The sequence below is a fragment of the Streptomyces sp. NPDC090106 genome (genome assembly GCF_044747265.1).
Classification (GTDB): domain Bacteria; phylum Actinomycetota; class Actinomycetes; order Streptomycetales; family Streptomycetaceae; genus Streptomyces.
On sequence record NZ_JBIVDS010000002.1, the window covers coordinates 594,695 to 620,783 of the forward strand.

Annotated in this window: 25 protein-coding genes; 10 read left to right on the forward strand and 15 right to left on the reverse strand. The window is 72.1% G+C overall.

The features are described 5' to 3' along the window. The first annotated feature begins 85 nt into the window (after positions 1 to 85). Positions 86 to 2,614 carry an ATP-binding protein gene (locus tag ACIPSE_RS08240; protein ID WP_401658854.1) on the forward strand — a complete coding sequence of 843 codons (2,529 nt, stop codon included), beginning with the start codon at positions 86 to 88 and terminating at the stop codon, positions 2,612 to 2,614. Between the two features lie 88 nt (positions 2,615 to 2,702). On the opposite strand, the gene nucS is transcribed toward ACIPSE_RS08240, so the two are convergent. Beyond that, positions 2,703 to 3,374 carry an endonuclease NucS gene (gene nucS / locus ACIPSE_RS08245; protein ID WP_401658857.1) on the reverse strand — a complete coding sequence of 224 codons (672 nt, stop codon included), beginning with the start codon at positions 3,372 to 3,374 and terminating at the stop codon, positions 2,703 to 2,705. A 277-nt stretch (positions 3,375 to 3,651) separates the two neighbouring features. On the opposite strand from nucS, the gene ACIPSE_RS08250 reads away from it, so the two are divergent. Further along, complete coding sequence (locus ACIPSE_RS08250) at positions 3,652 to 4,044, forward strand: SCO5389 family protein (RefSeq protein WP_401658860.1); 393 nt, start codon at positions 3,652 to 3,654, stop codon at positions 4,042 to 4,044. A gap of 79 nt (positions 4,045 to 4,123) precedes the next feature. Here the strand turns inward: ACIPSE_RS08250 and ACIPSE_RS08255 are convergent, their stop codons facing one another. Continuing rightward, positions 4,124 to 5,152, reverse strand: coding sequence for an LLM class flavin-dependent oxidoreductase (locus tag ACIPSE_RS08255; RefSeq protein WP_401658863.1), 1,029 nt, complete (start codon positions 5,150 to 5,152; stop codon positions 4,124 to 4,126). Positions 5,153 to 5,376: 224 nt separating this feature from the next. Between ACIPSE_RS08255 and ACIPSE_RS08260 the strand changes: the two genes are divergently transcribed. Then, positions 5,377 to 5,706, forward strand: coding sequence for an ATP/GTP-binding protein (locus ACIPSE_RS08260; protein ID WP_401658865.1), 330 nt, complete (start codon positions 5,377 to 5,379; stop codon positions 5,704 to 5,706). Positions 5,707 to 5,743: 37 nt separating this feature from the next. Here ACIPSE_RS08260 and ACIPSE_RS08265 read toward each other — a convergent pair whose 3' ends face one another. The 7 genes from ACIPSE_RS08265 to mce form a co-directional block, all read right to left on the reverse strand. Continuing rightward, the gene (locus ACIPSE_RS08265) at positions 5,744 to 6,622 is read right to left on the reverse strand and encodes an ABC transporter permease (protein WP_401658867.1); all 879 of its coding nucleotides are present in this window, start codon (positions 6,620 to 6,622) and stop codon (positions 5,744 to 5,746) included. Next, complete coding sequence (locus ACIPSE_RS08270; protein WP_401658869.1) at positions 6,619 to 7,920, reverse strand: ABC transporter ATP-binding protein; 1,302 nt, start codon at positions 7,918 to 7,920, stop codon at positions 6,619 to 6,621. The genes ACIPSE_RS08265 and ACIPSE_RS08270 overlap by 4 nt, the downstream gene beginning before the upstream one ends. A 124-nt stretch (positions 7,921 to 8,044) precedes the next feature. Further along, positions 8,045 to 8,815 (reverse strand): ABC transporter permease, encoded by a 771-nt coding sequence (locus ACIPSE_RS08275; protein WP_401658872.1) that lies wholly within the window; start codon positions 8,813 to 8,815, stop codon positions 8,045 to 8,047. Between the two features lie 2 nt (positions 8,816 to 8,817). Next, the gene (locus tag ACIPSE_RS08280; protein ID WP_401658874.1) at positions 8,818 to 9,786 is read right to left on the reverse strand and encodes an ABC transporter ATP-binding protein; all 969 of its coding nucleotides are present in this window, start codon (positions 9,784 to 9,786) and stop codon (positions 8,818 to 8,820) included. A gap of 151 nt (positions 9,787 to 9,937) precedes the next feature. After that, positions 9,938 to 10,873 carry a cellulose-binding protein gene (locus ACIPSE_RS08285; protein ID WP_401658876.1) on the reverse strand — a complete coding sequence of 312 codons (936 nt, stop codon included), beginning with the start codon at positions 10,871 to 10,873 and terminating at the stop codon, positions 9,938 to 9,940. Between the two features lie 183 nt (positions 10,874 to 11,056). Then, positions 11,057 to 14,905: a polarized growth protein Scy gene (gene scy, locus ACIPSE_RS08290; protein WP_401658878.1), complete on the reverse strand. Its 3,849-nt coding sequence runs from the start codon at positions 14,903 to 14,905 to the stop codon at positions 11,057 to 11,059. A 211-nt stretch (positions 14,906 to 15,116) separates the two neighbouring features. Next, positions 15,117 to 15,557 carry a methylmalonyl-CoA epimerase gene (mce, locus tag ACIPSE_RS08295; protein ID WP_401658881.1) on the reverse strand — a complete coding sequence of 147 codons (441 nt, stop codon included), beginning with the start codon at positions 15,555 to 15,557 and terminating at the stop codon, positions 15,117 to 15,119. Positions 15,558 to 15,705: 148 nt separating this feature from the next. Here mce and ACIPSE_RS08300 point away from each other — a divergent pair, with 148 nt between their 5' ends. The 3 genes from ACIPSE_RS08300 to ACIPSE_RS08310 all read left to right on the forward strand — a co-directional run bounded on the left by ACIPSE_RS08300 (position 15,706) and on the right by ACIPSE_RS08310 (position 19,341). After that, entirely contained in the window at positions 15,706 to 16,899 is a 1,194-nt protein-coding gene (locus ACIPSE_RS08300; RefSeq protein ID WP_401658884.1) for an acetyl-CoA C-acetyltransferase, read from the forward strand. A 32-nt stretch (positions 16,900 to 16,931) separates the two neighbouring features. Beyond that, positions 16,932 to 17,894 carry a methylmalonyl Co-A mutase-associated GTPase MeaB gene (gene meaB / locus ACIPSE_RS08305; RefSeq protein WP_401659766.1) on the forward strand — a complete coding sequence of 321 codons (963 nt, stop codon included), beginning with the start codon at positions 16,932 to 16,934 and terminating at the stop codon, positions 17,892 to 17,894. A 160-nt stretch (positions 17,895 to 18,054) separates the two neighbouring features. Further along, the gene (locus ACIPSE_RS08310; protein WP_401658887.1) at positions 18,055 to 19,341 is read left to right on the forward strand and encodes an MFS transporter; all 1,287 of its coding nucleotides are present in this window, start codon (positions 18,055 to 18,057) and stop codon (positions 19,339 to 19,341) included. On the opposite strand, the gene ACIPSE_RS08315 is transcribed toward ACIPSE_RS08310, so the two are convergent. Next, a complete protein-coding gene (locus ACIPSE_RS08315) occupies positions 19,316 to 19,936 on the reverse strand; it encodes a PepSY domain-containing protein (protein WP_401658890.1) in 621 nt (206 codons plus the stop codon). The genes ACIPSE_RS08310 and ACIPSE_RS08315 overlap by 26 nt on opposite strands. Positions 19,937 to 20,048: 112 nt before the next feature. Here ACIPSE_RS08315 and ACIPSE_RS08320 point away from each other — a divergent pair, with 112 nt between their 5' ends. Together ACIPSE_RS08320 and ACIPSE_RS08325 are read left to right on the forward strand one after the other, a co-directional pair. Then, positions 20,049 to 20,711, forward strand: coding sequence for a response regulator transcription factor (locus ACIPSE_RS08320; RefSeq protein ID WP_401658893.1), 663 nt, complete (start codon positions 20,049 to 20,051; stop codon positions 20,709 to 20,711). Then, positions 20,708 to 22,159, forward strand: a complete 1,452-nt coding sequence (locus ACIPSE_RS08325; RefSeq protein ID WP_401658895.1) for a sensor histidine kinase — start codon at positions 20,708 to 20,710, stop codon at positions 22,157 to 22,159. Before ACIPSE_RS08320 ends, ACIPSE_RS08325 begins: the two co-directional genes overlap by 4 nt. Positions 22,160 to 22,170: 11 nt before the next feature. Here ACIPSE_RS08325 and ACIPSE_RS08330 read toward each other — a convergent pair whose 3' ends face one another. The 5 genes from ACIPSE_RS08330 to ACIPSE_RS08350 form a co-directional block, all read right to left on the reverse strand. Continuing rightward, complete coding sequence (locus ACIPSE_RS08330; protein ID WP_401658897.1) at positions 22,171 to 22,647, reverse strand: MarR family winged helix-turn-helix transcriptional regulator; 477 nt, start codon at positions 22,645 to 22,647, stop codon at positions 22,171 to 22,173. 95 nt (positions 22,648 to 22,742) lie between these two features. Beyond that, positions 22,743 to 23,543 carry an AIM24 family protein gene (locus ACIPSE_RS08335; protein WP_401658900.1) on the reverse strand — a complete coding sequence of 267 codons (801 nt, stop codon included), beginning with the start codon at positions 23,541 to 23,543 and terminating at the stop codon, positions 22,743 to 22,745. Next, a complete protein-coding gene (locus ACIPSE_RS08340; RefSeq protein WP_401658903.1) occupies positions 23,540 to 24,190 on the reverse strand; it encodes an AIM24 family protein in 651 nt (216 codons plus the stop codon). The genes ACIPSE_RS08335 and ACIPSE_RS08340 overlap by 4 nt, the downstream gene beginning before the upstream one ends. 1 nt (position 24,191) lies before the next feature. Next, positions 24,192 to 24,824, reverse strand: a complete 633-nt coding sequence (locus ACIPSE_RS08345; protein ID WP_401659770.1) for an AIM24 family protein — start codon at positions 24,822 to 24,824, stop codon at positions 24,192 to 24,194. A 77-nt stretch (positions 24,825 to 24,901) separates the two neighbouring features. Then, a complete protein-coding gene (locus ACIPSE_RS08350; protein WP_401658906.1) occupies positions 24,902 to 25,240 on the reverse strand; it encodes a DUF6191 domain-containing protein in 339 nt (112 codons plus the stop codon). 152 nt (positions 25,241 to 25,392) lie between these two features. On the opposite strand from ACIPSE_RS08350, the gene ACIPSE_RS08355 reads away from it, so the two are divergent. Both ACIPSE_RS08355 and ACIPSE_RS08360 read left to right on the forward strand, forming a co-directional pair. Further along, positions 25,393 to 25,740, forward strand: a complete 348-nt coding sequence (locus tag ACIPSE_RS08355; protein ID WP_401658909.1) for a DUF3817 domain-containing protein — start codon at positions 25,393 to 25,395, stop codon at positions 25,738 to 25,740. Next, positions 25,737 to 26,033 carry an MTH1187 family thiamine-binding protein gene (locus ACIPSE_RS08360; protein ID WP_401658911.1) on the forward strand — a complete coding sequence of 99 codons (297 nt, stop codon included), beginning with the start codon at positions 25,737 to 25,739 and terminating at the stop codon, positions 26,031 to 26,033. The genes ACIPSE_RS08355 and ACIPSE_RS08360 overlap by 4 nt, the downstream gene beginning before the upstream one ends. Positions 26,034 to 26,089: the final 56 nt, after the last annotated feature.

Consider the following 26,089-nt stretch of genomic DNA (forward strand, 5'->3'; position numbering starts at 1 on the left):
ACAGCGCGGTGTGCAAGAGGCCGGGAGGGGCTTGGGTCCCGGAGGACCCACGGCACACGAGACGCTTTTGGGGGGCTTGAAACCTATGGACCCGAACAACCGGGGACCCGAGGAGTACGGCCATGACGGCGACGGCAGCGCGCCGCGCCAGCGCCCGCCCAGGGACCCCCTCACACCCGACTTCGGCCAGAGCACGCCCGCCCTGGCCCGCACGGTGCAGCTCGTCTCCGGCGACTACCTGCTCACCGTCAACCCGGTCGACGGCAGCGAGATGGAGATCTGCCCGCCGGGCGAGCGGCCCGCGCCGCCCCGCAAACTCGGCGCCGCCGAACGCGCCGAGGTGGACCGCGCGGCCAAGCCGCCCACCCCGCCCGGCCAGGACCGCCCGGCACCGCCCCTGCTGGCCCGCCAGGACGAGCGGGAGCGGCTCGTACGGCTGCTCGCCCGCGGCCGTTCCGTGCGGCTCACCGGCCCCGGCGGCTCCGGCCGCACCGCCCTGCTCGACCTGGTCGCCGAGGACTGCGCGGACCTCGCCCCCGACGGCGTCATCCGCCTCACCGGCTTCGACCGCACCCTCGACGACCTGCCCCACGACCTCTTCTACGCCGTCTTCGAGGCGCCCCTGCACCGCCCGGCACCGGACGAGCTGCGGCGCCACGTCCGGGAGATCGGCGCGGTCGTCGTCCTCGACGACGTCGAGTTCGGCGGCGCCGCCCTCGACGAGCTGATCGACTCCACGCCTGAGTGCGCCTTCCTGATCGCCGCGACCCCGGACGTCCCCGCGCCGTCCGCCGACTCGGCCATCGAGGAGGTCTTCCTCAGCGGTCTCGACCGCGCGGGCGGCGTGGAGCTGCTGGAACGCGGCGTCGGCCGGGTCCTCACCGAGGAGGAGTCCCAGTGGGCCGGTGACCTCTGGTTCGAGTCCGAGGGACTGCCGCTGCGCTTCGTCCAGGCCGGCGCCCTGCTGCGCCAGCGCGACGAACTGCGGGCCAGCTCCGACGCCTTCGACGAGTTCGGCGTCTTCCAGGAAGCCCAGGTCGACGCCCCCTACGCGGCCGGCGACGGCCACGACGTCCCGCTGCCCTCGCTCGCCGAGGGCGCGGCCCCCGCCGCCCTGCTCGCCGCCCGGCTCAGCGAGTCGGCGCGCGCCGCCCTGCGGTTCGCCGTGGCGCTCGACGGCGAGGTGCCCCACCAGGCCCATCTGCCCGCCCTGGTCGGCGACACCCACGCGGACGCCGCCCTCGGCGAGCTGCTGGGCTGCGCGCTGGTCTCCCCGGTCGGCACCCGCTACCGGCTCGCCGCCGGGGTGCAGACCCAGCTGGAGGCCGCCGGGTACGACGAGGACATCGAGGAGCAGGCCCTCGCCGCCGCCCAGCACTACGCCTGGTGGTCCGGCCACCCCTCGGTCACCCCGGAGCGGGTGTGCGCCGAGGCCGACGCCGTGCTCGCCGCCCTGGCCCGGCTGGTGCCCGTCACCGCGCCGCCCGCCGAGGACGAGGAGAGCGTCACCGTCCGGCTCGCCCGGACCGCGGCACCCGCCTTCGCCGCCGGACTGCACTGGAGCGCCTGGGAGCGCAGCCTCAGGCTCGGCGCCGAGGCCTCCCGGCTCGCCGGTGAGGTGGGGGAACAGGCCTACTTCCAGCACGAGTTGGGCATCCTCGCGCTCTGCGCCGACCACCTCGACGTGGCCCGCGCCGAGCTGGAGGCGTCCATCGCGCTGCGCGGCGCCCTCGCCGACAAGCGCGGTGCCGTCGCCGGCCGGCGGGCGCTGGCGCTGGTCGCGGACCGTGCCGGGGACACCCCGGGGGCCGGCATCGCGGCCACCGCGGGGGAGGAGGTGTCCGACGCCCGGTACGAGGAGTCGCAGTCGCCGCCGCGCGGGATACCCGCCGCGTTCCCGACGCTCCAGCAGCCGCCCGTGGACGCCACGACGCTGGTCACCCACCGGTCCGCCGGAGCACCCGTCCCGGTCGCCACGCACAACAAGGCCCGCGGGGGTCTGAAGGGCCTCGCCCGGCGCAACCTCGTCGCCGCCGGGGCCGGCGCGCTGCTCGCCGCCGTGCTCGGCACGGTCGTGACGCTGGGCGCCACCTCCGACAACGGCGACGAGCCGTCCACCCGGGTCGGGGTCAACCCCTCGGCCAGCACGGGCCTGGAGGACGGCAGCCTCGGCGCGGACGTCCCGAAGAACGACGACGGCGACGAGGGCGACACCGGTACGGCGACCAGCCGTCCCACCGACCCCGGCCCGGACGGCACGTTCGGCACCTCCGACGACCCGACGCCCACCGAGGCCGCGGAGCCGTCCGACGACCCGAGCGGCACCAAGGGCTCGTCGAGCTCGCCGTCCAAGTCGCCGTCGAAGTCGTCGACGCCCAAGCCGTCCACGAGCTCGACCAAGCCGCCGACCACCTCGACCTCGCCGACACCGAGCACCGAGCCCAGCGACTCGGAGTCGCCCACGACGACCCCCTCGGAGCCCACCACGGAGGAGCCGACCACCACGGACTCCGCCAGCGGCCCCGCCACCTCCAGCAGCTCGGCGAGCGCGCCGGACAGCGGCGGGGCGGGCACCCCGAGCACCTCGGGCTCGGCGTCGGACACGGTGATCTGACGCCGACGGGAAGCACACGCACGTGAGGGCCGGGTCCGGTTGCGGACCCGGCCCTCACGCCGTCGTCGGAAAGGCGTCGGAACAGGCGTCAGAACAGACGCAGTTTGTCGTCCTCGATGCCGCGCAGGGCGTCGTAGTCCAGGACCGAGCAGCCGATGCCGCGGTCGGTGGCCAGGACACGGGCCTGGGGCTTGATCTCCTGGGCGGCGAAGATGCCGCGGACCGGGGCGAGATGCGGGTCCCGGTTCAACAGGTCGAGATAGCGGGTGAGTTGCTCGACACCGTCGATCTCGCCGCGCCGCTTGATCTCCACGGCGACGGTCTGCCCCTCGGCGTCCCGGCACAGGATGTCGACGGGGCCGATGGCGGTCATGTACTCGCGGCGGATGAGCGTGTAGCCCTCGCCGAGGGTCTCGATACGGTCGGCGAGGAGCTCCTGGAGGTGCGCTTCCACGCCGTCCTTGATCAGGCCGGGATCGACGCCGAGTTCGTGCGACGAGTCGTGGAGGACCTCCTCCATCGTGATGATCAGCTTCTCGCCGGCCTTGTTGACGACCGTCCAGACGCCTTCCTCGTCGCCTGACCCCTCCTTCAACGTGCAGGGCGGCGACATCCAGTTCAGGGGCTTGTAGGCCCGGTCGTCGGCGTGGATCGAGACGCTGCCGTCCGCCTTCACGAGGATCAGGCGGGGGGCGGACGGGAGGTGGGCGGTGAGCCGGCCCGCGTAGTCGACGGAACACCGGGCGATGACGAGACGCATGGTGGGCAACGCTACTCGACGGCTGCCTGTCGACGCGATTCGCCCACCGCACAACCCTGGTTGCGTTGAATCACCCGGAACATCCCCTGTTCGTTTATGGCCGATTGTGTGCTCAACCCGGACGTCCTATGTACGCATTCACCTGGTGTCGTCACCGTCGGTTGCTTACGGTAGTAACCGGGAGGTCGCGAGGCGTGTACACAGAGTGCTCGACATCGCGGACTCCCTTATCTGTCCGGCAACCCCTGTGGCCCACAGGGGTGCGAGAGGAGAACCCATGTCGCTCGACGTCTCACCGGCCCTACTCGAGAAGGCCGAGCGAGGCGAGGTCGACGAAGCGGAATTCGTCGACTGCGTCCGGACCTCCCTGCCCTACGCGTGGGAGATGATCAGCTCCCTGGTGGCTCAGCTGAAGGTGGACGGCGGCCAGTTCGCCGACAACCAGACGCCTCCGCCGGACGAGCAGGCGCGCGGTCAGTTGCTGCGTGCGCTCGCGAGTGACGCGATACGCGGCGCCCTGCAGCGGCACTTCGGGGTGCGGCTGGCCTTCCAGAACTGCCACCGGGTGGCGGTGTTCCCGCTGGACCCCTCGGTCGACGAGAGGCTGGCCCGCTTCACCTCGGTACGAGGTCAACTGCTGAACCAGTCACCGGAGTTGAGGGACTGCTGACGCGGTGAGTCGCCGGCTTGCCGCTCCGTACGCGGGAGGTGCATTCAGTACCGGGGCGGCAAGTCCGACGACCGGCTGGTCAGCCGAGGTGGGGGAGCACCTCGGCGCCCAGCCGCCGTACGTTCTCCTCCGTGGCCGCGAGGTCCCCCGAGCCCTCCACCAGCAGGGCGAAGCGGGAGATGCCGGTCCGCTCGCTCGTCGCCGCGAGCCGGTCGGCGCACAGCCTGGGCGTGCCCACCGGGTGCAGCCCGCAGAGGAGTTCGGTGTAGGCGACGGGATCGCGCATCGCACGTTGTCGGCCGTCCACCGTGACATGGGCGCCCAGCCCCTGCCGCAGCCAGCCCGGCATCGCCTTCACCAGCGTCTCGACCGCGTCCGTGCGCCGGTCCGCGATCTGGCAGACGCCCGCCGAGACATGGCCCGCGCCGAACACCTCGTCGGACGGACGGCCCGCCGCGCGCGCGTGCCCCTGCCACAGCGCGACCATCTCGGCCTTCTCCTCGTCCCCGACATGCATCCCGAGGAGCATCGGCAGCCCGCGCTCGGCCGCGAGCCGCACGCTCGCCGGGGACGTGCACGCGACGACCACCTCGGGGCCGGGGGCCTCCGCCAGATTCTCCGAGGGGCGCGGTACGACGGGCACCTCGCGGAAGCTGTACCGCTCGCTGTCGGCGGCCACGGACGGCTCCCGCAGCCAGCGCACCAGCAGATCGAGTGATTCCGGGAACCCCTCCTCGTACGCCGCGAGCCCCGCCCCGAAGACCTCCAGGTCGACCCAGGGGCCACCGCGTCCCACGCCCAGCGAGAACCGTCCGCCGGAGGTGAGATGGAGCAGCGCCGCCTGCTCGCCGAGGGCCACCGGGTGGACCGTGGGCAGCACGCTCACCGCGGTGCCGACGCGGAGCCTGCGGGTGCGGCCGAGCAGTAACGCGGCCAGGGTGATCGCCGACGGGCAGGTGCCGTACGGCACGAAGTGGTGTTCGGCGAGCCACACCGAGTCCAGACCGGCCTCCTCGGCGACCTCGGCCGAGCGGACCGCGCGGTGCAGCGCCTCCCCCTGGCCCTGTCCCGGGAACTGGGCCGCCAACACGAAACTTCCAACGCGCATAGTGCTTTTCCTGCTTCCTTGGCCCCGACGCGGAGCTCCCCCACCGGGCATAACCGTCTGACACGTGCCGAGGACACGGGTCGGTGAGGAGATTTGCGGATTGTCTGCAGAATGGGTCGCCGTGGAGGGGGACTTGTACGGTTTGGTTCCGTACGCGTACCCCTGTCCGCGCCGCGTAGGCTGGACATGACCCCTGCTTCCTGTATAGCCCCGTGAGGTGTCCCGTGTCCCCGCGTCGCAACCGACCCAAGGGTGCCGATTCCGGCTCCGGTGCCGAGGACGACCGCGCGGGCCGCTACGGGGGCTGGCAGTCCACGGAGAGCTGGCAGGGCGAGGAGTGGAACATCCGCCATGTCGCGGGGGCGAGCGCGCAGGGCAAGTCGTACCGCTGCCCCGGCTGCGACCAGCTCATCCCCGACGGTGTCCCGCACGTGGTGGCCTGGCCCGAGCACTCTGGCGTCGACGAGCGCCGGCACTGGCACAAGGCGTGCTGGAACGCGAAGGACCGCCGCACCTCCCGGGTGCAGCGGTCCCGTAACGCACCGAAGTTCTAGGCGTTCCGGCCCACTTGGGCGCGGACGGCCCCGTGGCTCACACGTCCCGGCTGTCCAGCAGGAGGCACGCGCCGGCGAACGCGGCGGCCGTCAGGCCCACCATGATCCACAGGGGGTCCCAGCCCGAGGGGCCGCTGGCGCTGAGCGAGTTGGAGTAGAAGACGCTCAGCTGGTTCGGGATGGAGTACTCCAGCAGGAAGTCGCGCAGGCCCTCCAGCGACGAGGCGAACATGAACAGCGCGATGACCAGCGGGGCCAGCACCACCCCGATCATGATCGTGATCGCGCCCGCCGAGTGCCGGATGATCGAGCCGATCAGCAGCGAGAACAGTCCGAGCAGCGCCAGGTAGAGCGAGATGCCGAGCGTGCCCTTGAGCCACTCCGAGCCGGTGGGCTCCCGTGCGCCGGTGCTCTCCAGCAGACCGACGTCCGCGAGGGCGACGAGCACGGACGAGGCGAGCGTGACCACGAAGGCCACGACGAAGAACACGATCGCCTTCGCCGTCAGCACCCGGATCCGGCTCGGGCACGCGGTCGTCGTGGTGCGGATCATGCCGGTGCCGTACTCGGAGGCGGTGGTCAGCACGCCGAGGGTGATCAGGCACATGCAGCCGAGGAGCAGCCCGAAGAAGCCGAAGGACAGCGGGTTCTCCCCGGCCAGATCGGTCTCGCCGGCGCTGTTGCTCACCACCACGGCGGCCAGCAGGCCGATGCCGATGACGAGCAGCACGAACACCCCGAGCGTCCACATCGTCGAGCGCACGGAGCGGATCTTCGTCCACTCCGAGCTGATCGCGTGCCCCAGATGCGTCCGCACGACCGGGATCGGCGAGGTGTACGTCGGGTACGGGTGGCCGGGCGCCGCCTGCCAGTCGGGTGCGGCGGCCTGCGGCATCGGAGGCTGGGGCGTGCTCATCGGGCGTCCTCGGGCTTCGTCAGGTCGGCTGCGGGCTGGTCGGCGGCGGGCGCGGGCGTGGCCGTGGGCGCGGGCGCCGGTTCCACGGGTGCGGCGGCCGGGACCGGGGGCACCGGAGCGGCGACAGGAGGCGCCTGCGGGGCCTGGGGCGCCTGTGCGGCCTGCGGGGCGCCCGGAGCGGCCGGGGAGGCGTACGGGTTCACCGGAGCGCCGTAGGGGCCCGCAGGGGGCTGCACGGCGCCGAACGCGCCCTGGGGGGCCTGCGGTGCGCCCTGCTGGGGCGGCGGCGGGGCGTACCAGCCCGGCTGGCCCTGCCCCGGGACCGGCATCTGCGGCTGGGCGCCCGGCGGCAGCGGCTGCATGAGCCCCGCCTTCGGGTCGGTCGTCGAGCGGTAGTCCACGGCCGCCTGCGTCATCCGCATGTACGCCTCCTCCAGGGAGGCCGAGTGCGGCGACAGCTCCCACAGCCGCACGTCCGCGTCATGGGCGATGTCGCTGATGCGGGGGAGCGGCAGACCGGTCACCCGCAGCCCGCCGTCCTGCTCGGGCAGGACATGGCCGCCCGCCTCGGTCAGCGCGGTCGTCAGCTTCTCGCGCAGCTGCGGCTCGGTGTCGGGGGTGCGGACCCGCGCGAACCCGGCGGAGTTGGCGGCGATGAAGTCCTTCACGCCCATGTCCGCGAGCAGCTGGCCGCGCCCGATCACGATCAGATGGTCGGCGGTCAGCGCCATCTCGCTCATCAGATGAGAGGAGACGAAGACCGTACGGCCCTCCGCGGCGAGCGCCTTCATCAGGTTGCGCACCCACAGGATGCCCTCGGGGTCGAGACCGTTGACCGGCTCGTCGAAGAGGAGGACCTGCGGGTCGCCCAGGAGCGCGGCGGCGATGCCGAGCCGCTGGCCCATGCCGAGGGAGAAGCCCTTGGACCGCTTGCGCGCCACGTCCTGGAGCCCGACCACGCCGAGCACCTCGTCCACCCGGCGGGCCGGGATGCCGGAGAGCTGGGCGAGGCAGAGCAGGTGGTTGCGGGCGTGCCGGCCGCCGTGCACCGCCTTGGCGTCGAGCAGCGCGCCGACCTGGCGGGGCGCGTTGGGGAGCTTGCGGTACGGGAAGCCGCCGATCGTGACCTGGCCCGCCGTGGGGTTGTCCAGGCCCAGGATCATCCGCATCGTCGTCGACTTCCCGGAGCCGTTGGGCCCCAGGAAGCCGGTGACGGCACCGGGCCGCACCTGGAAGGACAGGTTGTACACAGCGGTCTTGTCGCCGTAGCGCTTGGTCAGGCCGACTGCCTCGATCATGCTCCGCACCCATCGAAAGGTTCAGGACAGCAGGGCGCACGCCCCCGTAAGGGTTAGGAGCTTATCCGGGCGCTGACGGTTCCACTCAAGGGAGGGCAAAGCCTTTCTGCCGTCGCGCGGCCCCTCAGGCGTCCCGCTTCTTCAGCAGCGCGTACCCGCCCAGGACGGCCGCCGCCACCCACAGCACCATGATCGCGAGCCCGCCCCACGGGCCGTAGGGGGTGTCGTCGTCGACCGGTGTGACCACCTGCATGATCTTGCTGCCGGCCTGGTCGGGCAGGAACTGGCCGATCTTCTTGGTGGCCGGGACGTTGCCGAGGATGTTGGAGATCAGGAAGAAGAACGGCATCAGGATGCCCAGCGACAGCATCGGCGAGCGCAGCATCACGGCGACGCCCATCGAGAACACCGCGATGAGGGTCATGTAGATCCCGCCGCCGATGACCGCCCGCAGCACCCCCGGGTCGTCGAGGTGCGCCCGGTGGTCGCCCAGCACGGCCTGGCCGAGGAAGAAGGCGACGAAGCTGGTCGCCATGCCGACCGCGAGACAGAGCCCGGCGGCCACGCCGATCTTGCTGAACAGGAACGTCCCGCGCTGCGGCACCGCGGCCAGCGAGGTGCGGATCATGCCGGTGCTGTACTCGTTCGACACCACCAGCACCCCGAACACGATCATCGCGAGCTGCCCGAGGCTCATCCCGGCGAAGCTGATGTACGTCGGGTCGAAGGAGAGCCGGTCGTCGCGGCTCATCTTGTCGAACTCGTTCTTCGACAGCGCCGAGATCAGGACACCGAGCGCGAGCGTGACGAACACGGCGAGGGACAGCGTCCACACCGTCGACGCCACGGACCGGATCTTGGTCCACTCGGACCGCACGACCTGCATCGCCGCCATCGTCAGTTCCCCTTCCAGCCGTCGCCCCAGGCCGCGGGCTGCGCGGTGCCGGGAGCGCCGGGGGCGTCGGTGTGCGCGTGGTACTCGACCGACTCCGCGGTCAGCTGCATGAACGCCTCCTCCAGGGAGGCCTGCTGGGGGCTCAGCTCGTGCAGCACGACCTGGTGCTGGGCCGCCAGTTCCCCGATGTGCTCGGCCTTGCCCCCGTCGATCTCCAGCGCCCCGCCCCCGGTCTCCACGACCGTGATCCCGGCCCCGTGCAGCAGATCGAGCAGCCGCTCGCGCTGGGGGGAGCGGACCCGGACGTAGGAGCGCGAGTTCTGCTGGATGAAGTCGGCCATGGAGGTGTCGGCGAGCAGCCGGCCCTGGCCGATGACGACGAGATGGTCGGCGGTCAGCGCCATCTCGCTCATCAGATGCGAGGAGACGAACACGGTCCGCCCCTGGGCGGCCAGCGATTTCATCAGATTGCGGATCCAGTGGATGCCCTCGGGGTCGAGTCCGTTCACCGGCTCGTCGAACATCAGGATCCGCGGATCACCCAGCAGCGCGCCCGCGATCCCGAGCCGCTGCCCCATGCCGAGCGAGAACCCCTTGGCCTTCTTCTTCGCGACGGCGGTCAGCCCGACCGTGTCCAGCACCTCGGCGACCCGGGCGCGCGGGATGCCGTTGCTCTGCGCGAGACAGAGAAGGTGGTTGAAGGCGCTGCGCCCGCCGTGCATGGCCTTCGCGTCCAGCAGCGCGCCGATGTACGTCAGCGGGTCCCGCAGCCGGTCGTAGTGCCGGCCGTCGATCCGGACGTCCCCGGACGTGGGGCGGTCCAGCCCGAGCATCATGCGCATCGTCGTCGACTTGCCCGCGCCGTTGGGACCGAGGAAGCCCGTGACGATGCCCGGTCTGACCGTGAAGGTCAGATCGTCGACCGCGACCTTCTCGCCGTACCGCTTGGTCAGCCCCTCGAGCTCGATCATGCGGCCACGCTAAGACGGGCGCCTGGCCACTGCCACTTGAGCGCCCCCGCCCCCGTCCCCGCCCCCCGGTTCCCGTCCGGGCACGCCGAAGGCCCGCACCCTTCGGGGGAATCGGTGCGGGCCTTCGTCGCGCTGTGCGTTGCCGGGCTGGTTACCGGGACTGCTGGGCCGGAACCCCGCGGGAGATCGGCTCGTCCTCGGCCGGGGTGCCGGCGGCGGCGACCGCGGCGCCCGTGAGCGTGGCGAGCATCTCGCGGACGTTCGTCAGCTGGGCGTTGATCGAGTCGCGACGGTTCGTCAGCGCCGCCAGCTCGCGCTCCGACTCCGAACGGATCCGGTCGGCCTTGGCGTTCGCGTCGGCCACGATGTCCTCGGCCTGGCGCTGGGCCGTCTCCACCGTCTGGCGGGCGCGGCGCTCGGCGTCCGTGCGCAGCTTCTCGGCCTCCAGGCGGAGCTGCTCCGCGCGGTGCTCGATCTCCGCGAGGCGCTTCTCGGCCTTCTGCTGACGCGAGGCCAGGTCGCGCTCGGACTGCTCGCGGCGCTTGGCGAGGTTCGTCTCGAAGTCGGCGGCGGCCTGCGCGGCCTTCGCACGGGTCTCCTCGAAGAGGGCGTCCGCCTCCTCGCGCTTGGACTGCGCGTCCTTCTGGGCCTCGGAGCGCAGCTGCGACGCGTCGCTCTTGGCCTTCTCGACGATCCGGACGCCTTCGTCCTCGGCCTTGGACTTGCGCTCCGCGGCGAACGACTCGGCGTCGTTGCGCACCTGCTGGGCCGCCGACTCGGCGAGCTCACGGTGCTGCTCGGCGGCCCGACGGGCCTCCTCGCGCAGGTCCTTGGCCTCCTCCTCGGCGAGGCGGAGGATCTTCTCGACACGCGCGCCGAGACCGGCGTACGACGGCTCGGCGTCGGAGACCTGAGCCTGGGCGTTCTGCGTTTCGAGGTGGAGCTCCTCGATGCGCTTTTCCAGAGCGGTGATGCGGGTGAGAGCGCTGTCACGGTCGGAGACGAGCTTGTTGATGCGTTCGTCCACCTGAGCGCGGTCGTACCCACGCCGCACAAGCTCGAAGCCGTAGGGGGAAGTGTCGCTCATGGGGTTCCTGTCAAATGAGACCGGTGAGGTGATAGGGGGAATCCTAGGGGCCTAAGCGGTGTGTCATCGAGCGGATACGTGTTTGATCTGGAGAATGACACCCCTTTTGAGTGGCTAACCTTGGGACGGCTTGCCAAAAAGTCGGTCAAATGCCCCAGATGGCATCTGAAACAGACCTGTTGGTCAGCTGTCCGAAGCCTTGCCACCCGAACGAGGGGCACCGACCGAGACGCCCGCCTTGACGCCGCCGTCCTTGCCCGCCGCCGGGGCCTCGAAGGATTCCAACGCCTCCAGGACGTCCTGGACACGGGAGATCTCGGCGTTGATGTCCTCGCGCCGGCGCACCAGGATCTCCAGCTCGCGCTTGCCCTCCTCGACCGTGCGCTTGGCCTCGCGGATCGCCTCGGCCCGCAGTTCCTCGGCCTCCCGCACGAGCGTCGACTTCTTCTGCTCGGCCTCCTTCAGGAGCAGCTCGGCCTTCTTCACGGCGGCGATCCGGACCTTGCCTGCCTCCGAATTGGCCTCCGAGACCAGCTCCTTGGCCTTCGCCTGCGCCTTGGCTAGCTGCTCCTCGGACGCCTTGATGAGCGCGTCGCAGCGGTCGCCCGTCGACCTCATCGTCTCGGCCGACTCCCGGCGGGCCCGCTCGTGCAGATCCTCGATCTCGGTCGTGATCCGGTCGCGCAGCTCCTCGGCCCGCTCCCTTATGGCGGTGGCGTCCCGGCGGGCACCGACGAGCAGCTCGTCGGCGTCCGTACGGGCCTTCTCCACCAGGGAGTTGCCCTCGACCGTGCCCTCCGAGACCAGCCGGTCGGCCTCCTTGCGGGCCGCGCCGACCATGCTGTCGGCCTGCGTCTCCGCGTCCGCGGTCGTCTGGTGGGCCTGCTGCTGGGCCTCGGTGAGCAGCTTGTCCGCTTCCGCGGTGGTCTCGTTGATGAGCGTGTCGACCTGCTCGGCCACGTCCTGGCGCCGCCTGGCCGCGTCCCGCCGGACCTCGTCCAGGGTCCGCTCGGCCTCGGCCCGCGCCTCGGACCTGACCCGCTCCGACTCGTTGCGGATCCGCTCGGCGTGCTGCTGCGCGGCGCCGACCGTCTCGGCGGCCTCGGCACGCAGCCGCTCGGCGTCACCGGTGGCGTCGGCGATGAGGTGCTCCGCGTTGGCGATCGCCTCGACGCGGACCCGCTCGGCCTCGGCGACCGTGTCCTGACGCAGCCGGTCGGTGTCCCGGATCGTCTCCGTGGTGAGCCGCTCGGCCTCGTTGCGCGCCTCGGTGATCAGGGTGTCGACCTGCGAGGCCGCGTCCGAACGGATCCGGTTGGCGTCCTCCCGGGCGTCCGCCCGGGTCCGGGCCGCGGCCTGGTCGGCCTCGGCCATCGCGTCGGAGGCCTCCGTGCGCAGCCGCTGGGCGTGCTCGGACGCCTCGGAACGCAGCCGCTCGGAGTCCGCCATCGCCTCGGCCATGGTCCGCTCCGCCAGCGACTTCGCCGCCTCGGACTCCTCGCTCGCCTCCCGCCGGACCCGGCCCGCGTCCTCGGCGGCCCGCTCCCGCTCCGCGTAGGCGTCGGCACGGACCCGGTCCGACTCGGCCTCGGCCTCGCGCCGGGTCCGGTCCGCCGCGTGCTCCGCGGCCGACCGCAGCCCGTTGATCTCGTCCTGCGCCTGCTCGTGCAGCCCCGCGACGGAGTCGCGCACCTGCTGGGCGTGCTGCTCCGCCGCCGAGACCATCTCGCTCGCGCGCGCGTCGGCCTCCTCGACCAGGCGTACCGCCTCGGCCTGGGCCTCCTCCACCCGGTTGCGGGCGGCGGCCAGCAGCTCCTCGCTCTGCTCGCGGGCCCGCTCGCGCTCCTGGTCGGCCTCGGTCCGCGCCGTGCCGAGGGTCTCCTCGGCCTCGCGCCGGCGCCGTACGGCCTCCTCCTGGGCGGCGGCCAGCGTCTCGGACGCCTCCGTGGCCAGCCGCTCGGCGGCGGCCTGCGCCTCCGCGCGGACCCGGTCGGCGGTGTCCTGCGCCTCGGCCCGCAGCCGCTCCGCCTCGGTCGCGGCCTCCGACCGCAGCCGTACGGCGACGGCCTCGCCCTCGGCGCGGGACGCGGACGCGTCGGACGCGGCCTCGTCGCGCAGCCGCTGGGCCTCGGCCTCGGCCTGCTGCTGGAGGGCGCGGATGCGGTCGGCGGCCTCCGAGCGCAGCCGCTCGGTCTCCTCGGCGGCCTCCCGGCGGATCCGCCCGGCCTCCTCATGGGCCTCGGTCAGCGCCTGCTCGGCGGCGGCGAGCCGCTCCTCGGCCTCGGTGCGCAGCCGGGTCAGTTCGTCGGCGGCGTCGGCCTTGCGCGCCTCTATGGCCCGCTCGGTCTCCTCGTGCAGCTCACGGGCGGCCCGCTCGGCCTCCTCGCGGATGCCGTCGGACTGCTCGATGATCTCGGCGCGGTGCCGCTCGGCCTCGGCGCGGGTGCGCTCCAGGGTCTCCTCGGCCTGCCGGCGCAGGGTCGTGGCCCGCTCGATGGCCTCGGTGCGGACCTTCTCGCTGTCCCCCGTGGCCTTCTGGCGCAGCTCGTCCGCGTCCTGGCGGGCCTTGGCGAGCAGTTCCTCGGCGGTCTTGGCCGCCTCCTCGATCTGCTGGACGGCCTCCTTGCGGGCCTCCGCGCGGATCTTCTCGCCCTCGGCGACCGCCTCGGAGCGCAGCGTCTCCGCCTCGCCGCGCAGCCGGCGGGCCTCCTCCTGGAGCTCGACGGTCTTGGCGCGGTACTCCTTGGTGTCGTCCTTCGCCGCGCCCTTGAGCTGCTCGGAGATGTCGTGCGCCTCGGAGCGCAGCCGGTCCGCCTCGGCCTCGGCCTCGGTCCGGATCCGCTCGGCCTCCTCGGAGGCGGCCTTCGTGGTGTTGCGGGCGTCCTCGGACGCCTTTATCAGGACGTCCTCGGCGGTCTTGGCGGCCTTGCCGAGCTGGGAGGCGGTCTCCTCCGCGGTGATCGTCCGGGCCTTCTCGGAGGCCTCGCTGACGATCTTCTCGGCCTCCGCACGGGCGTCGGCGACGATCTGCTCGGCGTCCGACTTGGTGGCCTCGGCCTCCTTGGTGGCCTCCGTGACCAGCCGGGCGACCTGCTCCTTGGCCGTGCGCATCCGCTGCTCGTTGGCCGCCTCGGCGCCCGACAGCGCCTTCTCGGCGGCCGACTTGGCCTCGGTGACCAGCTTCTCGGCCTCGGCCTGCGCCTTGCGCAGCGACTCCTCGGCCTCCGCGATCCGCTCCTCGGCGGCCCGGCTCAGCTCGGAGGCCTGGCGGCGCGCCGAGTCCGACTCGGACACGGTGGACGAGCGCAGCTGCTCGGCGTGGTCGGAGGCCTCCTGGGCCTGCGTGGACGCGGCGTTCAGCAGCCGCTCGGCGTCCGTACGGGCCCGGCGCAGGATCTGCTCGGCCTCCGTACGCGCCGACTCGGCCTCGCCGGTCACCCGCTGCCGGGCCTCGCCCACCAGCCGCTCGGCCTCCGCGCGGGCGGCGGCCATCGACTGGTCGGCCTCCGTGCGCGACTCCTCCAGGAGCCGCCGCGCCTGCTGCTCGCTGCGCGCCCGCAGCTGCTCGGCCCACGCCACGTTCTCGTTGACGTGCGACTCGACGGTCTGGCGGCGCTCCGCCAGCTCCTGGTCGAGCTGCTGGCGCCGGGTGACGGCCTCCTGGTGCAGCTCCGCCTGGAGCCGGGCCGCGTTCTCCGCGTGCTCCTGGAGGATCCGCTGGGTCTGCGCCCTGACCTGGCTCAGCTCACGCTCGGCGTCCTGACGCAGCTGGTCGGCCTGCATCTGGGCGTTCCGCAGCAACTGCTCGGCCTGATAGCCGATGTCACCGCCCGTGAACTCGGGCCGGGACATGATGGTGCGGCGCGCCTCGTGCAGCTTGGCGCGCAGCACCTCGACCTGGTAGCCGAGGTCCTCGGCGTGCTGGATCGCCTTTTCCCGCTCGGTCTTCAGCCGCTTCATCTCGGCCTCGAACCGAGAGAGGTGGTCGACGTCAGCCGCCGGCTCTCGCTCCTGGCTCTCGTAGCCCCGCACTGCGCGGTCCCATCCGTCCCCTGGTCGCAAGTCTGGCCTTACGAGCCCCGTCCGTTCGACGGACGGTGCCCCCGGGGAATGGTGTCAGATCAACGGCAGAGCCTGGGCAGCCGCCCAGACGCCCGCCCCCCGAAAACCAGGCCCCGGCAAACGGCCACCCCGGTTCACGGGAGCGACCGCCCCCAACCCTACCGGCCCTTATGTACGGCGGTCAGTGCTCAGGTGACTCAACGGGCGCCGAAGTGACCAGTTCTGTCAGTACGCCGTGGCAATCCTTTGGGTGCAGGAAGGTGATGCGCGACCCCATGGAGCCGATGCGCGGCTCGTCGTACAGAACGCGTACGCCCTTGTCACGGATGTCCGCGGCGTCCCCGTCCACATCCGCCGTACCGAAGGCGATGTGGTGGACCCCCTCACCGTTCTTGGCCAGCCACTTCCCGACGGCGGAGTCCTCGCGGGTCGGTTCCAGGAGCTGGAGGTAGGAGGCGCCTCCGTCGGAGGTCCCGTTGATCTTGAGCATGGCCTCGCGCACGCCCTGCTCCTCGTTGACCTCGGAGTGGAAGACCTCGAAGCCGTACGTGGCCCGGTAGAACTCGACGGTCGCGTCGAGGTCGTGGCAGGCGATCCCGATGTGGTCGATTCGCGTCAGCATGGTGCCAGTGGAGCGCTCCTGAAACGGTTACGCAACGTGCGCGCGATCACACCGACGGCCCGATGACGGCACGGAGTGCCACGCAATACATTCGAAGTAAACCCTCGTTCACTCCTCGGCTGCCGAAGCTGGAAGGGGATCGCACCTCATGTCTGGAACTACCTCGGTGATCGTCGCGGGCGCAAGGACGCCCATGGGACGGTTGCTCGGTTCACTGAAGTCCTTCTCCGGAGCCGACCTCGGCGGCTTCGCGATCAAGGCCGCCCTCGACCGTGCGGGGATCGGTGGCGACCAGGTGCAGTACGTGATCATGGGCCAGGTCCTCCAGGCCGGCGCGGGCCAGATCCCGGCCCGCCAGGCCGCCGTCAAGGGCGGCATCCCCATGAACGTCCCGGCGCTCACCGTCAACAAGGTCTGCCTCTCCGGCCTCGACGCCATCGCCCTCGCCGACCAGCTCATCCGGGCCGGCGAGTTCGACGTGATCGTCGCGGGCGGCCAGGAGTCCATGACCAACGCCCCGCACCTGCTCCCCAAGTCCCGCGAGGGCTACAAGTACGGCGCCGTCGAGGTCCTCGACGCGATGGCGTACGACGGGCTCACCGACGCCTTCGAGAACATCGCGATGGGCGAGTCCACCGAGAAGCACAACGCGCGCCTCGGCATCCTGCGCCCCGAGCAGGACGAGATCGCCGCCCTGTCCCACCAGCGCGCCGCCGCCGCCCAGAAGAACGGCGTCTTCGAGGCCGAGATCACCCCGGTCGAGATCCCGCAGCGCAAGGGCGAGCCGGTCGTCTTCAGCAAGGACGAGGGCATCCGCGGCGACACCACCGCCGAGTCCCTCGGCAAGCTCCGCCCCGCCTTCACCCGCGACGGCACGATCACCGCGGGCACCTCCTCGCAGATCTCGGACGGCGCCGCGGCCGTGGTCGTGATGAGCAAGGCCAAGGCGCAGGAGCTCGGCCTGGAGTGGATCGCCGAGATCGGCGCCCACGGCAACGTGGCCGGCCCCGACAACTCTTTGCAGTCGCAGCCGTCCAACGCGATCCTGCACGCCCTGAAGAAGGAGGGCCTGGACGTCTCCGACCTCGACCTCGTCGAGATCAACGAGGCCTTCGCCGCCGTCGCGGTCCAGTCAATGAAGGACCTCGGCGTGTCCACGGAAAAGGTGAACGTCAACGGCGGCGCCATCGCCCTGGGCCACCCCATCGGCATGTCGGGCGCCCGTCTCGTGCTCCATCTGGCCCTGGAGCTCAAGCGGCGCGGCGGCGGTGTCGGCGCGGCGGCCCTGTGCGGCGGCGGCGGTCAGGGTGACGCCCTGATCGTGCGGGTACCGAAGGCCTGAGCAAGAAGTTCTCCCCTGTGAACGGAGCTGTGATGCAGGACGTCTCCTCGCTGGTCGCCCAGGCCAGGGAAGGCCGGCCGCGGGCCGTGGCCCGGCTGATCTCCCTCGTGGAGGGGGCGTCCCCGCAGCTCCGTGAGGTCATGGCGGCGCTCGCCCCGCTCACCGGCGGGGCGTACGTCGTCGGCCTCACCGGCTCACCCGGCGTCGGCAAGTCCACGTCGACGTCCGCGCTGGTCACCGCGTACCGCAAGCAGGGCAGGCGGGTCGGCGTCCTGGCCGTCGACCCGTCCTCGCCGTTCTCCGGCGGCGCCCTGCTCGGCGACCGGGTCCGGATGTCGGACCACGCCTCCGACCCGGGTGTCTACATCCGCTCGATGGCCACCCGCGGCCATCTCGGCGGCCTCGCCTGGGCCGCCCCGCAGGCCATCCGCGTCCTGGACGCGGCGGGCTGCGACGTGATCCTCGTCGAGACCGTCGGCGTCGGCCAGTCCGAGGTGGAGATCGCCTCCCAGGCCGACACCTCGGTCGTCCTGCTCGCCCCCGGCATGGGCGACGGCATCCAGGCCGCGAAGGCCGGAATCCTGGAGATCGGCGACGTCTACGTCGTCAACAAGGCCGACCGGGACGGCGCCGACGCCACCGCCCGCGAACTGAACCACATGCTGAGCCTCGGCGGATCCCGGGGCCCCGGCGACTGGCGGCCCCCGATCGTCAAGACGGTCGCCGCCCGCGGCGAGGGCGTCGACGAGGTCGTCGAGGCCCTGGAGAAGCACCGCGCCTGGATGGAGGAGCGGGACGTGCTGGCCGAGCGCCGCCGCTCCCGCGCCGCCCGCGAGGTCGAGACGATCGCGGTCACGGCCCTGCGGCAGCGCATTGGCGACCTGCACGGCGACCGCCGCCTCGGCGCGCTCGCGGAACGGATCGTGGCGGGCGAACTGGACCCGTACCGGGCGGCGGACGAACTCGTGGCGGGGATCGTGGAGAGCGAGAACTGACCCTGGCCGACGGGTCCACGCCGTTGATACCTTGATCGGCATGACGTTCCTCATGGCATAGAGCGCGCCCGTGCGTGTGACCGGCCGACGGTGAACCACCGCGACCGGCACGGCACCCCGGCGACCCCTCGCTCATGCCTTCCGCAGAGGAACCCCACCCATGTCCGCGACAGCCTCGCGGCGGCCCTCGTACGCCGCCGCGCTCTCCGTCCCTCATGCCCGTCGCACCTTCGCCGCGGCCCTCCTGGCCCGGCTCTCGTACGGCGTCGCCCCCCTCGCCGTGATGCTGGCGGTGACCCGTGCGACCGGGTCGTACACCGCGGCCGGGGTCGTCATGGCCCTGTTCGGCGCCACCGTCGTCCTTCTGTCCCCCTACCGCGCGGCCCTCGTCGACCGCCACGGGCCCCGGCGGACCCTCACGCCCATGGCCCTGCTCCACGCGGGACTGCTCTGCACGCTGGCCGCGGCCTCCTGGCGTCCCGGCGCCCCCGCCGCCGTCCTCGGCGCCCTGGCCGCCGCCGCGGGCGCGTGCGCGCCGCCGCTCGGCCCCACGATGCGCGTGGTGTGGGCACGGCTCGTCGGGGACGGGCCGCTGCTGCACCGCGCGTACAGCCTCGACGGGGTCGCCGAGGAACTCCTCTTCGTCACCGGGCCGTTGCTCGTGGGCGCCGTGATCGGCGTCACGTCACCGGCGGTCGGGGTGCTGCTGGGCGCGGCGCTCATGGCCGGAGGAACACTCGCGTTCGTGACGTCACCGGCAGTGGCGGTCACGGGAACGGAGGCGGGGGCGCGGGGCGCGTCCGGCGAGGGGCCGGACCGGGTCGGCCGGTCCCTGCCCCGGAGCCTGGTCCCCCCGGTCGTCGTCGCGGCCGGGACGGGGCTCGCGCTCGGCGCGGTGGACCTCATGGTGGTCGCCTTCGCCGCACAGCGGCACGCCGGGGACGCCGCCGTCACCTGGGTCCTCGCGGCGCTGTCCGCGGGCAGCGCGGTCGGCGGGCTCGTCAACGGCTCCGTCTCCTGGCGGCTGTCCGAGCGGCGACGGCTGCCGCTGCTCGCCGCGGCGCTCGGGGTGACGCTGATCGGGGCCGGGGCGGCGCCGGACACGGCCGTGCTCGCGGTGGCCGCCGCCTGCGCCGGGCTGTTCGTCGCGCCCGCCCTCACCACGGCGTATCTCATCGCACACGACTGCGTGCCCGCCGAGGCGCGGACGCGGGCCGGGGCGTGGGTCAACACGGCCGTCAACGCCGGGAGTTCGACGGGGGCGGCGACCGCGGGCCTGCTCGTGGACCGACTGCCCCCGGGGGCGTGCTTCGCGCTGGCGGGGTGCGTGGCACTGGCCGCCGCGCTGGCGGCGGGGTGCCTGTTCTCCAGCCCCCGCCGCCCCTTCCCGTTCCCGTTCCCGTCCCAGGGGGCGCGGAAGGTCAGTCGTCGTCGTGGTCGGCCGTGACCTTGCCCGTGCGGAGGTCGACCGTCCACTCGCCCTTCGTCGTCTCCACGTTCCAGGCGACGGTCCGGTCGTCGTCGTCCAGGCTCACCTCGGTGACGGTTCCCTTCCCGGCGACGGCGACCGCCGCGTCGCGGGCGCTGACGTCGGCCCCCTTGAGCGCGGAGAGCCCGTCGTCGTCCCGGCCGTCGTCGTCCCGGTCGTCCCGGTCGTCGCGGTCCTCGCGGTCCCGGTGGGCGCCGGTCACCGCGCCCGTGTCGAGCGAGACCCGGACCTCGTACTCGGTCCCGTCGGCCTTCACCACGTCCACCTCCCAGGCGCCAGCCCCGTCGTCCTCCCGGTCGACGGAGAGGACCGTGCCCGGGGTGTGCTTCAGCGCGGCGTCGACGGCGTCGGTAACGCTCACCGGGGCGGCGGCGGAGACGGTGGTCGAACCGGACCCGGAGTCGGCGACGACGTCGGCCCTGGAGACGGAGCCCGACCCGGTGGCCGGCGTGGACGTGCCCCGGTCGTCCGACCCGACGGCGAGGGCCGTGGCCGTACCGCCCGCTGCCAGGGCCAGGACGGTCACGGCGGCGATGGCGATGTTGCGCTTCATGGGGTTTCCTCCCGAATCGTTGGCGACATGAGCCACTGTCACCGACCGACGCTGAGCGGAACCTGAAGGGACCTGAAGGGATCTTCAGCTCCGGTTTGCGAACCTGGGGACCATGCGCCTGTTGATCGTCGAGGACGAGAAGCGGCTGGCCGTGTCGCTCGCGAAGGGTCTGGCCGCCGAGGGATATGCCGTGGACGTCGTCCACGACGGCCGCGAGGGCCTGCACCGGGCCACGGAGAGCTCGTACGACCTGGTGATCCTCGACATCATGCTGCCCGGCCTGAACGGCTACCGCGTCTGCGCGGCCCTGCGCGCCGCCGGACACGACGTACCGATCCTGATGCTGACGGCGAAGGACGGGGAGTACGACGAGGCCGAGGGGCTCGACACGGGCGCCGACGACTACCTGACCAAGCCGTTCTCGTACGTCGTGCTGGTCGCCCGGGTGAAGGCGCTGCTCCGGCGCCGCCGCCCGGGCGCCTCGCCGGTGATCACGCACGGCGACCTCAGGATCGACACCGCCGCCCGCCGGGTCTTCCTCGGCGAGGACGAAGTGGCCCTCACCGCGAAGGAGTTCGCGGTGCTGGAGCAGCTCGCCACGCGGGCCGGCGAGGTGGTGTCGAAGGCGCAGATCCTGGAGCACGTCTGGGACTTCGCCTACGACGGCGACCCCAACATCGTCGAGGTGTACATCAGCGTGCTGCGCCGGAAGCTGCGGGCCGGGCTGATCAGGACCGTGCGCGGCGCCGGTTACCGGCTGGAGGCGGAGCGATGAGACGCCTGTTCGGATCGGTGCGGGCGCGGGCCACCCTCGGGGCGACGCTCGTCGTGGCGGTGGCCCTGGTGGCGGCCGGTACGGCCGTGCTGCTGTCGCTGCGGTCCAATCTGATGGACCAGGCGGGCACCCAGGCCGAGCGCACGGCCCGCAATGTCGCCGCCCAGCTCGCCTCGGGCCGCTCGTACGGCGAGCTGGACCTGGACGACGACACCCCGATCCAGGTCGTCGACGACAACGGCACGCTGGTCGCGGCCAGTTCGGAGCTGGAGCGGATCAGCGGCACGGGCACCGCGGCGGTGACCCCGGGTCCGGCGGCCGGGACCACAGCGCCCGGTACCGACGACGATGACGACGACAGCGGTGACGACGACGGCGGTGGCGACGACCGCCGCGGGGACGACGACGGGTCGCTGGAACCCGGCGAGATCCAGGAGCACGCCGACTTCACCGACGGCTCCGCGACGGTCGACGGCGAGAGCCACGACTACCGTTTCGCGGCCGTCGAGGTGGAGACCGAGGACCGGGGCACGCTCACCGTCCACGCCGGCGCCTCCCTGGACGCCGAGCAGAGCGCCGTGAACACGGCGACCACCGTCATGCTCATCGGCTTCCCGCTGCTGCTGGGCGTGGTCGCCGGGGTGACGTGGCTGGTCACCCGGCGGGCGCTGCGGCCGGTGGAGGGCATCCGGCGCGAGATGGCCACGATCACCGCCTCGGAGGACCTGGCGCGCCGGGTGCCGCAGCCCGACACCCACGACGAGGTGGCCCGGCTCGCCCGCACCACCAACGAGACGCTGGCCGCGCTGGAGTCCTCCGTGGAGCGCCAGCGCCGGTTCGTCGCCGACGCCTCGCACGAGCTGCGCAGCCCGATCGCCTCCCTGCGCACCCAGCTCGAAGTGGCCGCGGCCCATCCGGAGCTGCTCGATCTGGGCGGCGCCGTCGAGGACACCGTGCGGCTCCAGCAGCTCGCCGCCGATCTGCTGCTGCTGGCCCGGCTGGACGCGGGGGAGCGGCCCGGGGACGGCCGGGTGGACCTGGCCGCGCTCGCCGGGGAGGCGGTCGAGGGCCGCACCGGGGTGACGGTGACGGCCGAGGGCCCGGTGGAGGTCACCGGTTCGCGGGCGCAACTGGGCCGGGTGCTCTCCAACCTGCTGGACAACGCCCGTCGGCATGCCCGCTCGGCGGTCACGGTGACCGTGCGCCGGGACGGGGACCGGGCGGTCGTCGAGGTCGCCGACGACGGCCACGGGGTGGCTCCGGCCGACCGGGAGCGGATCTTCGAGCGGTTCGTGCGTCTGGACGAGGCCCGCAGCCGGGACGACGGCGGTGCCGGGCTCGGTCTCGCGATCGCCCGGGACGTCGCCGCCCGCCACGGCGGCACGCTCACGGTCCGTGAGGCGCCGGCAGGCGGAGCCCTGTTCGCGCTCCGCCTGCCGCTCGCCTGATCAGAGGGGTGTCACGGGCGCCCGCGCTGCCCTCGCAGGTGCTCGGCGATCGGCTTCAACGAGGTGTCGAGCTCCGCCATGGCCTCGGGGGAGAGCAGATCGATGAAGTGCCGCCGCACGGACGCCACATGGTGTGGCGCGACCTTCTTCATCGTCTCCGCGCCGTGCTCGGTCAGTACCGCGTACAGGCCGCGGCGGTCGGACTCGCAGTTCTCGCGGCGCACCAGGTTCGCGTTCTCCATGCGGGTGATCTGGTGCGAGAGGCGGCTCTTGGACTGGAGGGTGGCGGAGGCGAGGTCGCTCATTCGCATCCGCACATCCTCCGACTCCGAGAGGTTCACCAGGATCTCGTAGTCGTTCATCGTCAGGCCGAAAGGCTGGAGGTCCTTCTCCAGTTGGTACGTCAACAGCCTGTTGACCTCCAGGTGGGTGCGCCAGGCGCACTGCTCCGCATCGGTCAGCCAGCGCGTGGCCGTCTCGGTCTCCATGAATGAAGTCTACCTAAGAAGTTGAAAGGCGAACTAGTGAGGGTTGAGCCGTGACGGTGTGCACACGTTCGATGTCACACTCCGCAGACTACCGCTCACAGCCCGAAGCGACGCTGGAGGTCTCCGAGCTGGCCGGGAAGGCGCGGTGTGCCCTGTTGCTGTGAGTGGCCTGTGGACGGCACCCCGGGCCCCGGGACTCCGGCCTGCTGTGGCACCGTGCCCGTGGCCTGCTCCGCCATCAGCGTCTCCGAGGACTGGAGCAGCACGCTGCCCGCCCCCACGAACTCGAACTGGTGCTCCTCCCCGGACGCCCCGCCGAGGCCCGTCATGGCCCGCAGGCCGCCCATCAGACCGGTCATGTAGCCGTGGTCGTAGTGATGGCACGGCGAGGGGCAGTCGGCCCAGCCGACCAGCGCCTGCGGGTCCACCCGGATCGGGGGTTCCATGAACACCACCGGCCCGTTGGAGGCCGCCACGAACTTTCCGGTTCCGATCAGGGTCAGGAACCCGGGCACGATCGACTGCTTGAGCGCCAGAGTTGGCTGAAAAGCGAGCAGATTGCCGGAGCGAATGGTCAGGTTGCCGTCGGTCAGGTCGTACGAATTCACGTCGAAGGCCCGGTCGGCGAGGAGCATCTTGCCCTGGCCCTCGGCCACGACCCAGTCGCTCGCGTGCAGTGGCGAATGGAACGACGTACGGACGAGCCGGTCGAGCCGGCCGTGTCCCACGCCGTTGAAGTCGATCGAGCCGTAGTAGGCGATCATCTTCCCCTTCTGCAGGAACCACTGGCTCCCCTTGAGCTCCACGCAGAAGGTGTAGTTGTTCACGTTGTCGTCGCTGGGCAGCGTCATCGGGTCGTACACCGTGGGGCCCGCGCCGCCCGGGTAGTGGCTCACAGCTTCTCCTCCGAGGCCTGGACGAACACCGCGCCGCTGCCGCTCAGCTCCAGCTGGAAGGCCTCGCCTGAACCGCGGCCCACCATGTCGCGCCAGCCGAGCGCGGTCGACAGCTTGTTGCGCACGTCGCCGTGGTGCGCCACGTACGCCTGCGGGTCCACATGGACCGGCCGCTGCGGTGTGATGGGCAGCTCGATGACTCCGCCGTGCGCCATCACGGCCACCGAGCCGTGGCCCTTGAGCGTGGTGGTGAACAGCCCCTGCCCGCTGATCTGGCCGCGCACCATGCCCATGACGCCGCCCTGCGAGCCCATGAACATCGTCCCCTGCTGGAGGGTGCCCTCGAAGGCGAGGAGCCGGTCCGCCTCGACGTACAGGGTGTCTCCGGTGAGGTCGATCACCTGGACGTGGTGCCCGCCGTGCCCGAACAGCACGGTCCCGCTGCCCTCGACCGTCATCAGCGGGGTGTCCTCGTTGGCCACCCGGCGCCCGATCATCGACATGACCCCGCCCCGGCCGCCGGTCAGGCTGGGCGTGAACGAGACCTCGCCCCGGTAGGCGAGCATCGCCCCGCGCTGGCTGAACAGCCGCTGCCCCGGCAGGACCGCCGCCTCGACCATCTTCGAGTTGATCTCACGGAAGGCCATGTCACACATCCCCCGCGATCGTGTTCCGCTCGCTGGGCTGGACGTACACCAGGCCGTCGCCCTCGAAGCGGATCTGGAAGGCCTCGCCGCCGCCCTCGCCCAGGAACGTGCGGAACGTCACACCGGACTGGAAGGACTGCCGCAGGTTCCCCTGGTGCGCGATGTACGCCCCCGGGTCGACGCTCAGCGGGTACTGCGGGCTGACGCGCAGCACCACGGCCGGGCCGTCGGACATGATCGCCGCCTGCCCGTGTCCCTCGACGGTCGTCGTGAACAGCCCGTTGCCCTGCGTGGCCCCGCGCAGTCCGGTGAAGCTGGTCCCCGTGCGCAGACCGGCGTCGGTCGCGAGCAGGTTGCTCGACTCCACGTAGAGCTTGTCCCCCTGGAGGCCGACGAGGTTGATCTCGGACGCGCGGTCCGCGAACCAGCAGGTCCCGTGCCCCTTCACCTCCATCACCGTCATCTGCTCACCCGTGATGCGCCGGGTCACCATCCCCCGGATGCCCTCGCCGCCCCCGCTGAGCTTCTTGAACGCCATCTGACCGTCGTACGCGACCATCGAGCCGTTCTTCGCCTTCACGGCGTCCCCGGCCATCTCGACGGCGAGCACCTTGCTTCCTTGAAGCCGAAACATCGCCACGCTGCGAAGGTAGCCCGCGACAGGGCCGACCGGACAGGGCCCGTGGGTGGAGACCTACCCTGACCGCACCCTTAGGGGCCCGGCCGGCCCGGTCGGCTTCCGTTCCCGGGCAGCCGGATCACGGCCGACCCCGCGTTCAGGTCCACCGTCGACCGGGGCGGCGCGCCGTCCTCCTCGTCGTCCCGCATGACCAGGGCGCTCCGGCGCTCCTTCAGCTCGTTCTGCTTGCCCGGCGACAGCGCGGCGTGCAGCTGCTCGAAGCCGGTCGCGGAGACCTGCCCCCGCCGTGCCGCGTTCCGCCAGGGCAGGATCCCGGCCCGCCCGGCCCGCAGCAGCAGCTGATCGAGGAACGCCAGCAGGGTGAGCAGCACCACGAGGCCCGGCAGGGTCATGAAGAACACGAACGGCACGGACACTCCCGAGGACTCGGACGGCCAGGCATGTGGGGGCGGACCCCCGAGCCTGCCCCCGCCGGAGGGTTTGCCACAATGGACGAACGTTTGTGCATGCGTTCACAAACCGACTGGCCCCTCGCCGCCGTTCCTCCCACCGAAGGTGACCTGTGGACATCAAGACCGCCACCGCCCTCCGCCGCCTCCGTCTCGTCTCCGCGCCCGAGGCGGTGTCCTTCCTGCTCCTGCTCGTCTGCTCGGTGCTGAAGCGGACCACGGACTTCAACGCGGTGCCCGTGATGGGCGCGGTCCACGGCGCTCTCTTCGTCCTCTACGTGATCTTCTGGGCGGACGCCTGGAACCGCGCGAAGTGGCCCCTCGGCACGGCGGCTCTGTACTTCGTCCTCTCGGTCCTGCCCACGGGCGGCTTCTTCGCCGAGCGCAAGCTCAAGCGCGAGGCCGAGGACGCGGTCATCGCCTCGCGCGCCCGGCACGAGGCGGCGGTGAAGACGTCATGATCGTCGCCTTCTCCGTGACGCCGCTGGGTGTGGGCGAGGAGGTGGGGGAGTACGTCGCCGACGCCGTCCGCGTGGTCCGCGAGTCGGGGCTGCCCCACCGTACGGACGCCATGTTCACCTCGATCGAGGGCGACAGCTGGGACGAGGTCATGGACGTCGTCAAGCGGGCCGTCGCCGCCGTCGAGGAGCGCGCGCCGCGGGTGTCCCTCGTCCTGAAGGCGGACATCCGCCCCGGCGTCACCGACGGTCTGACCTCCAAGGTCGAGACGGTGGAACGGCACCTCGCCCAGTAGCACGAACCCGAGAACCCCGGTCCGGCAGCACGGACCGGGGTTTTCTCGTCATCGCC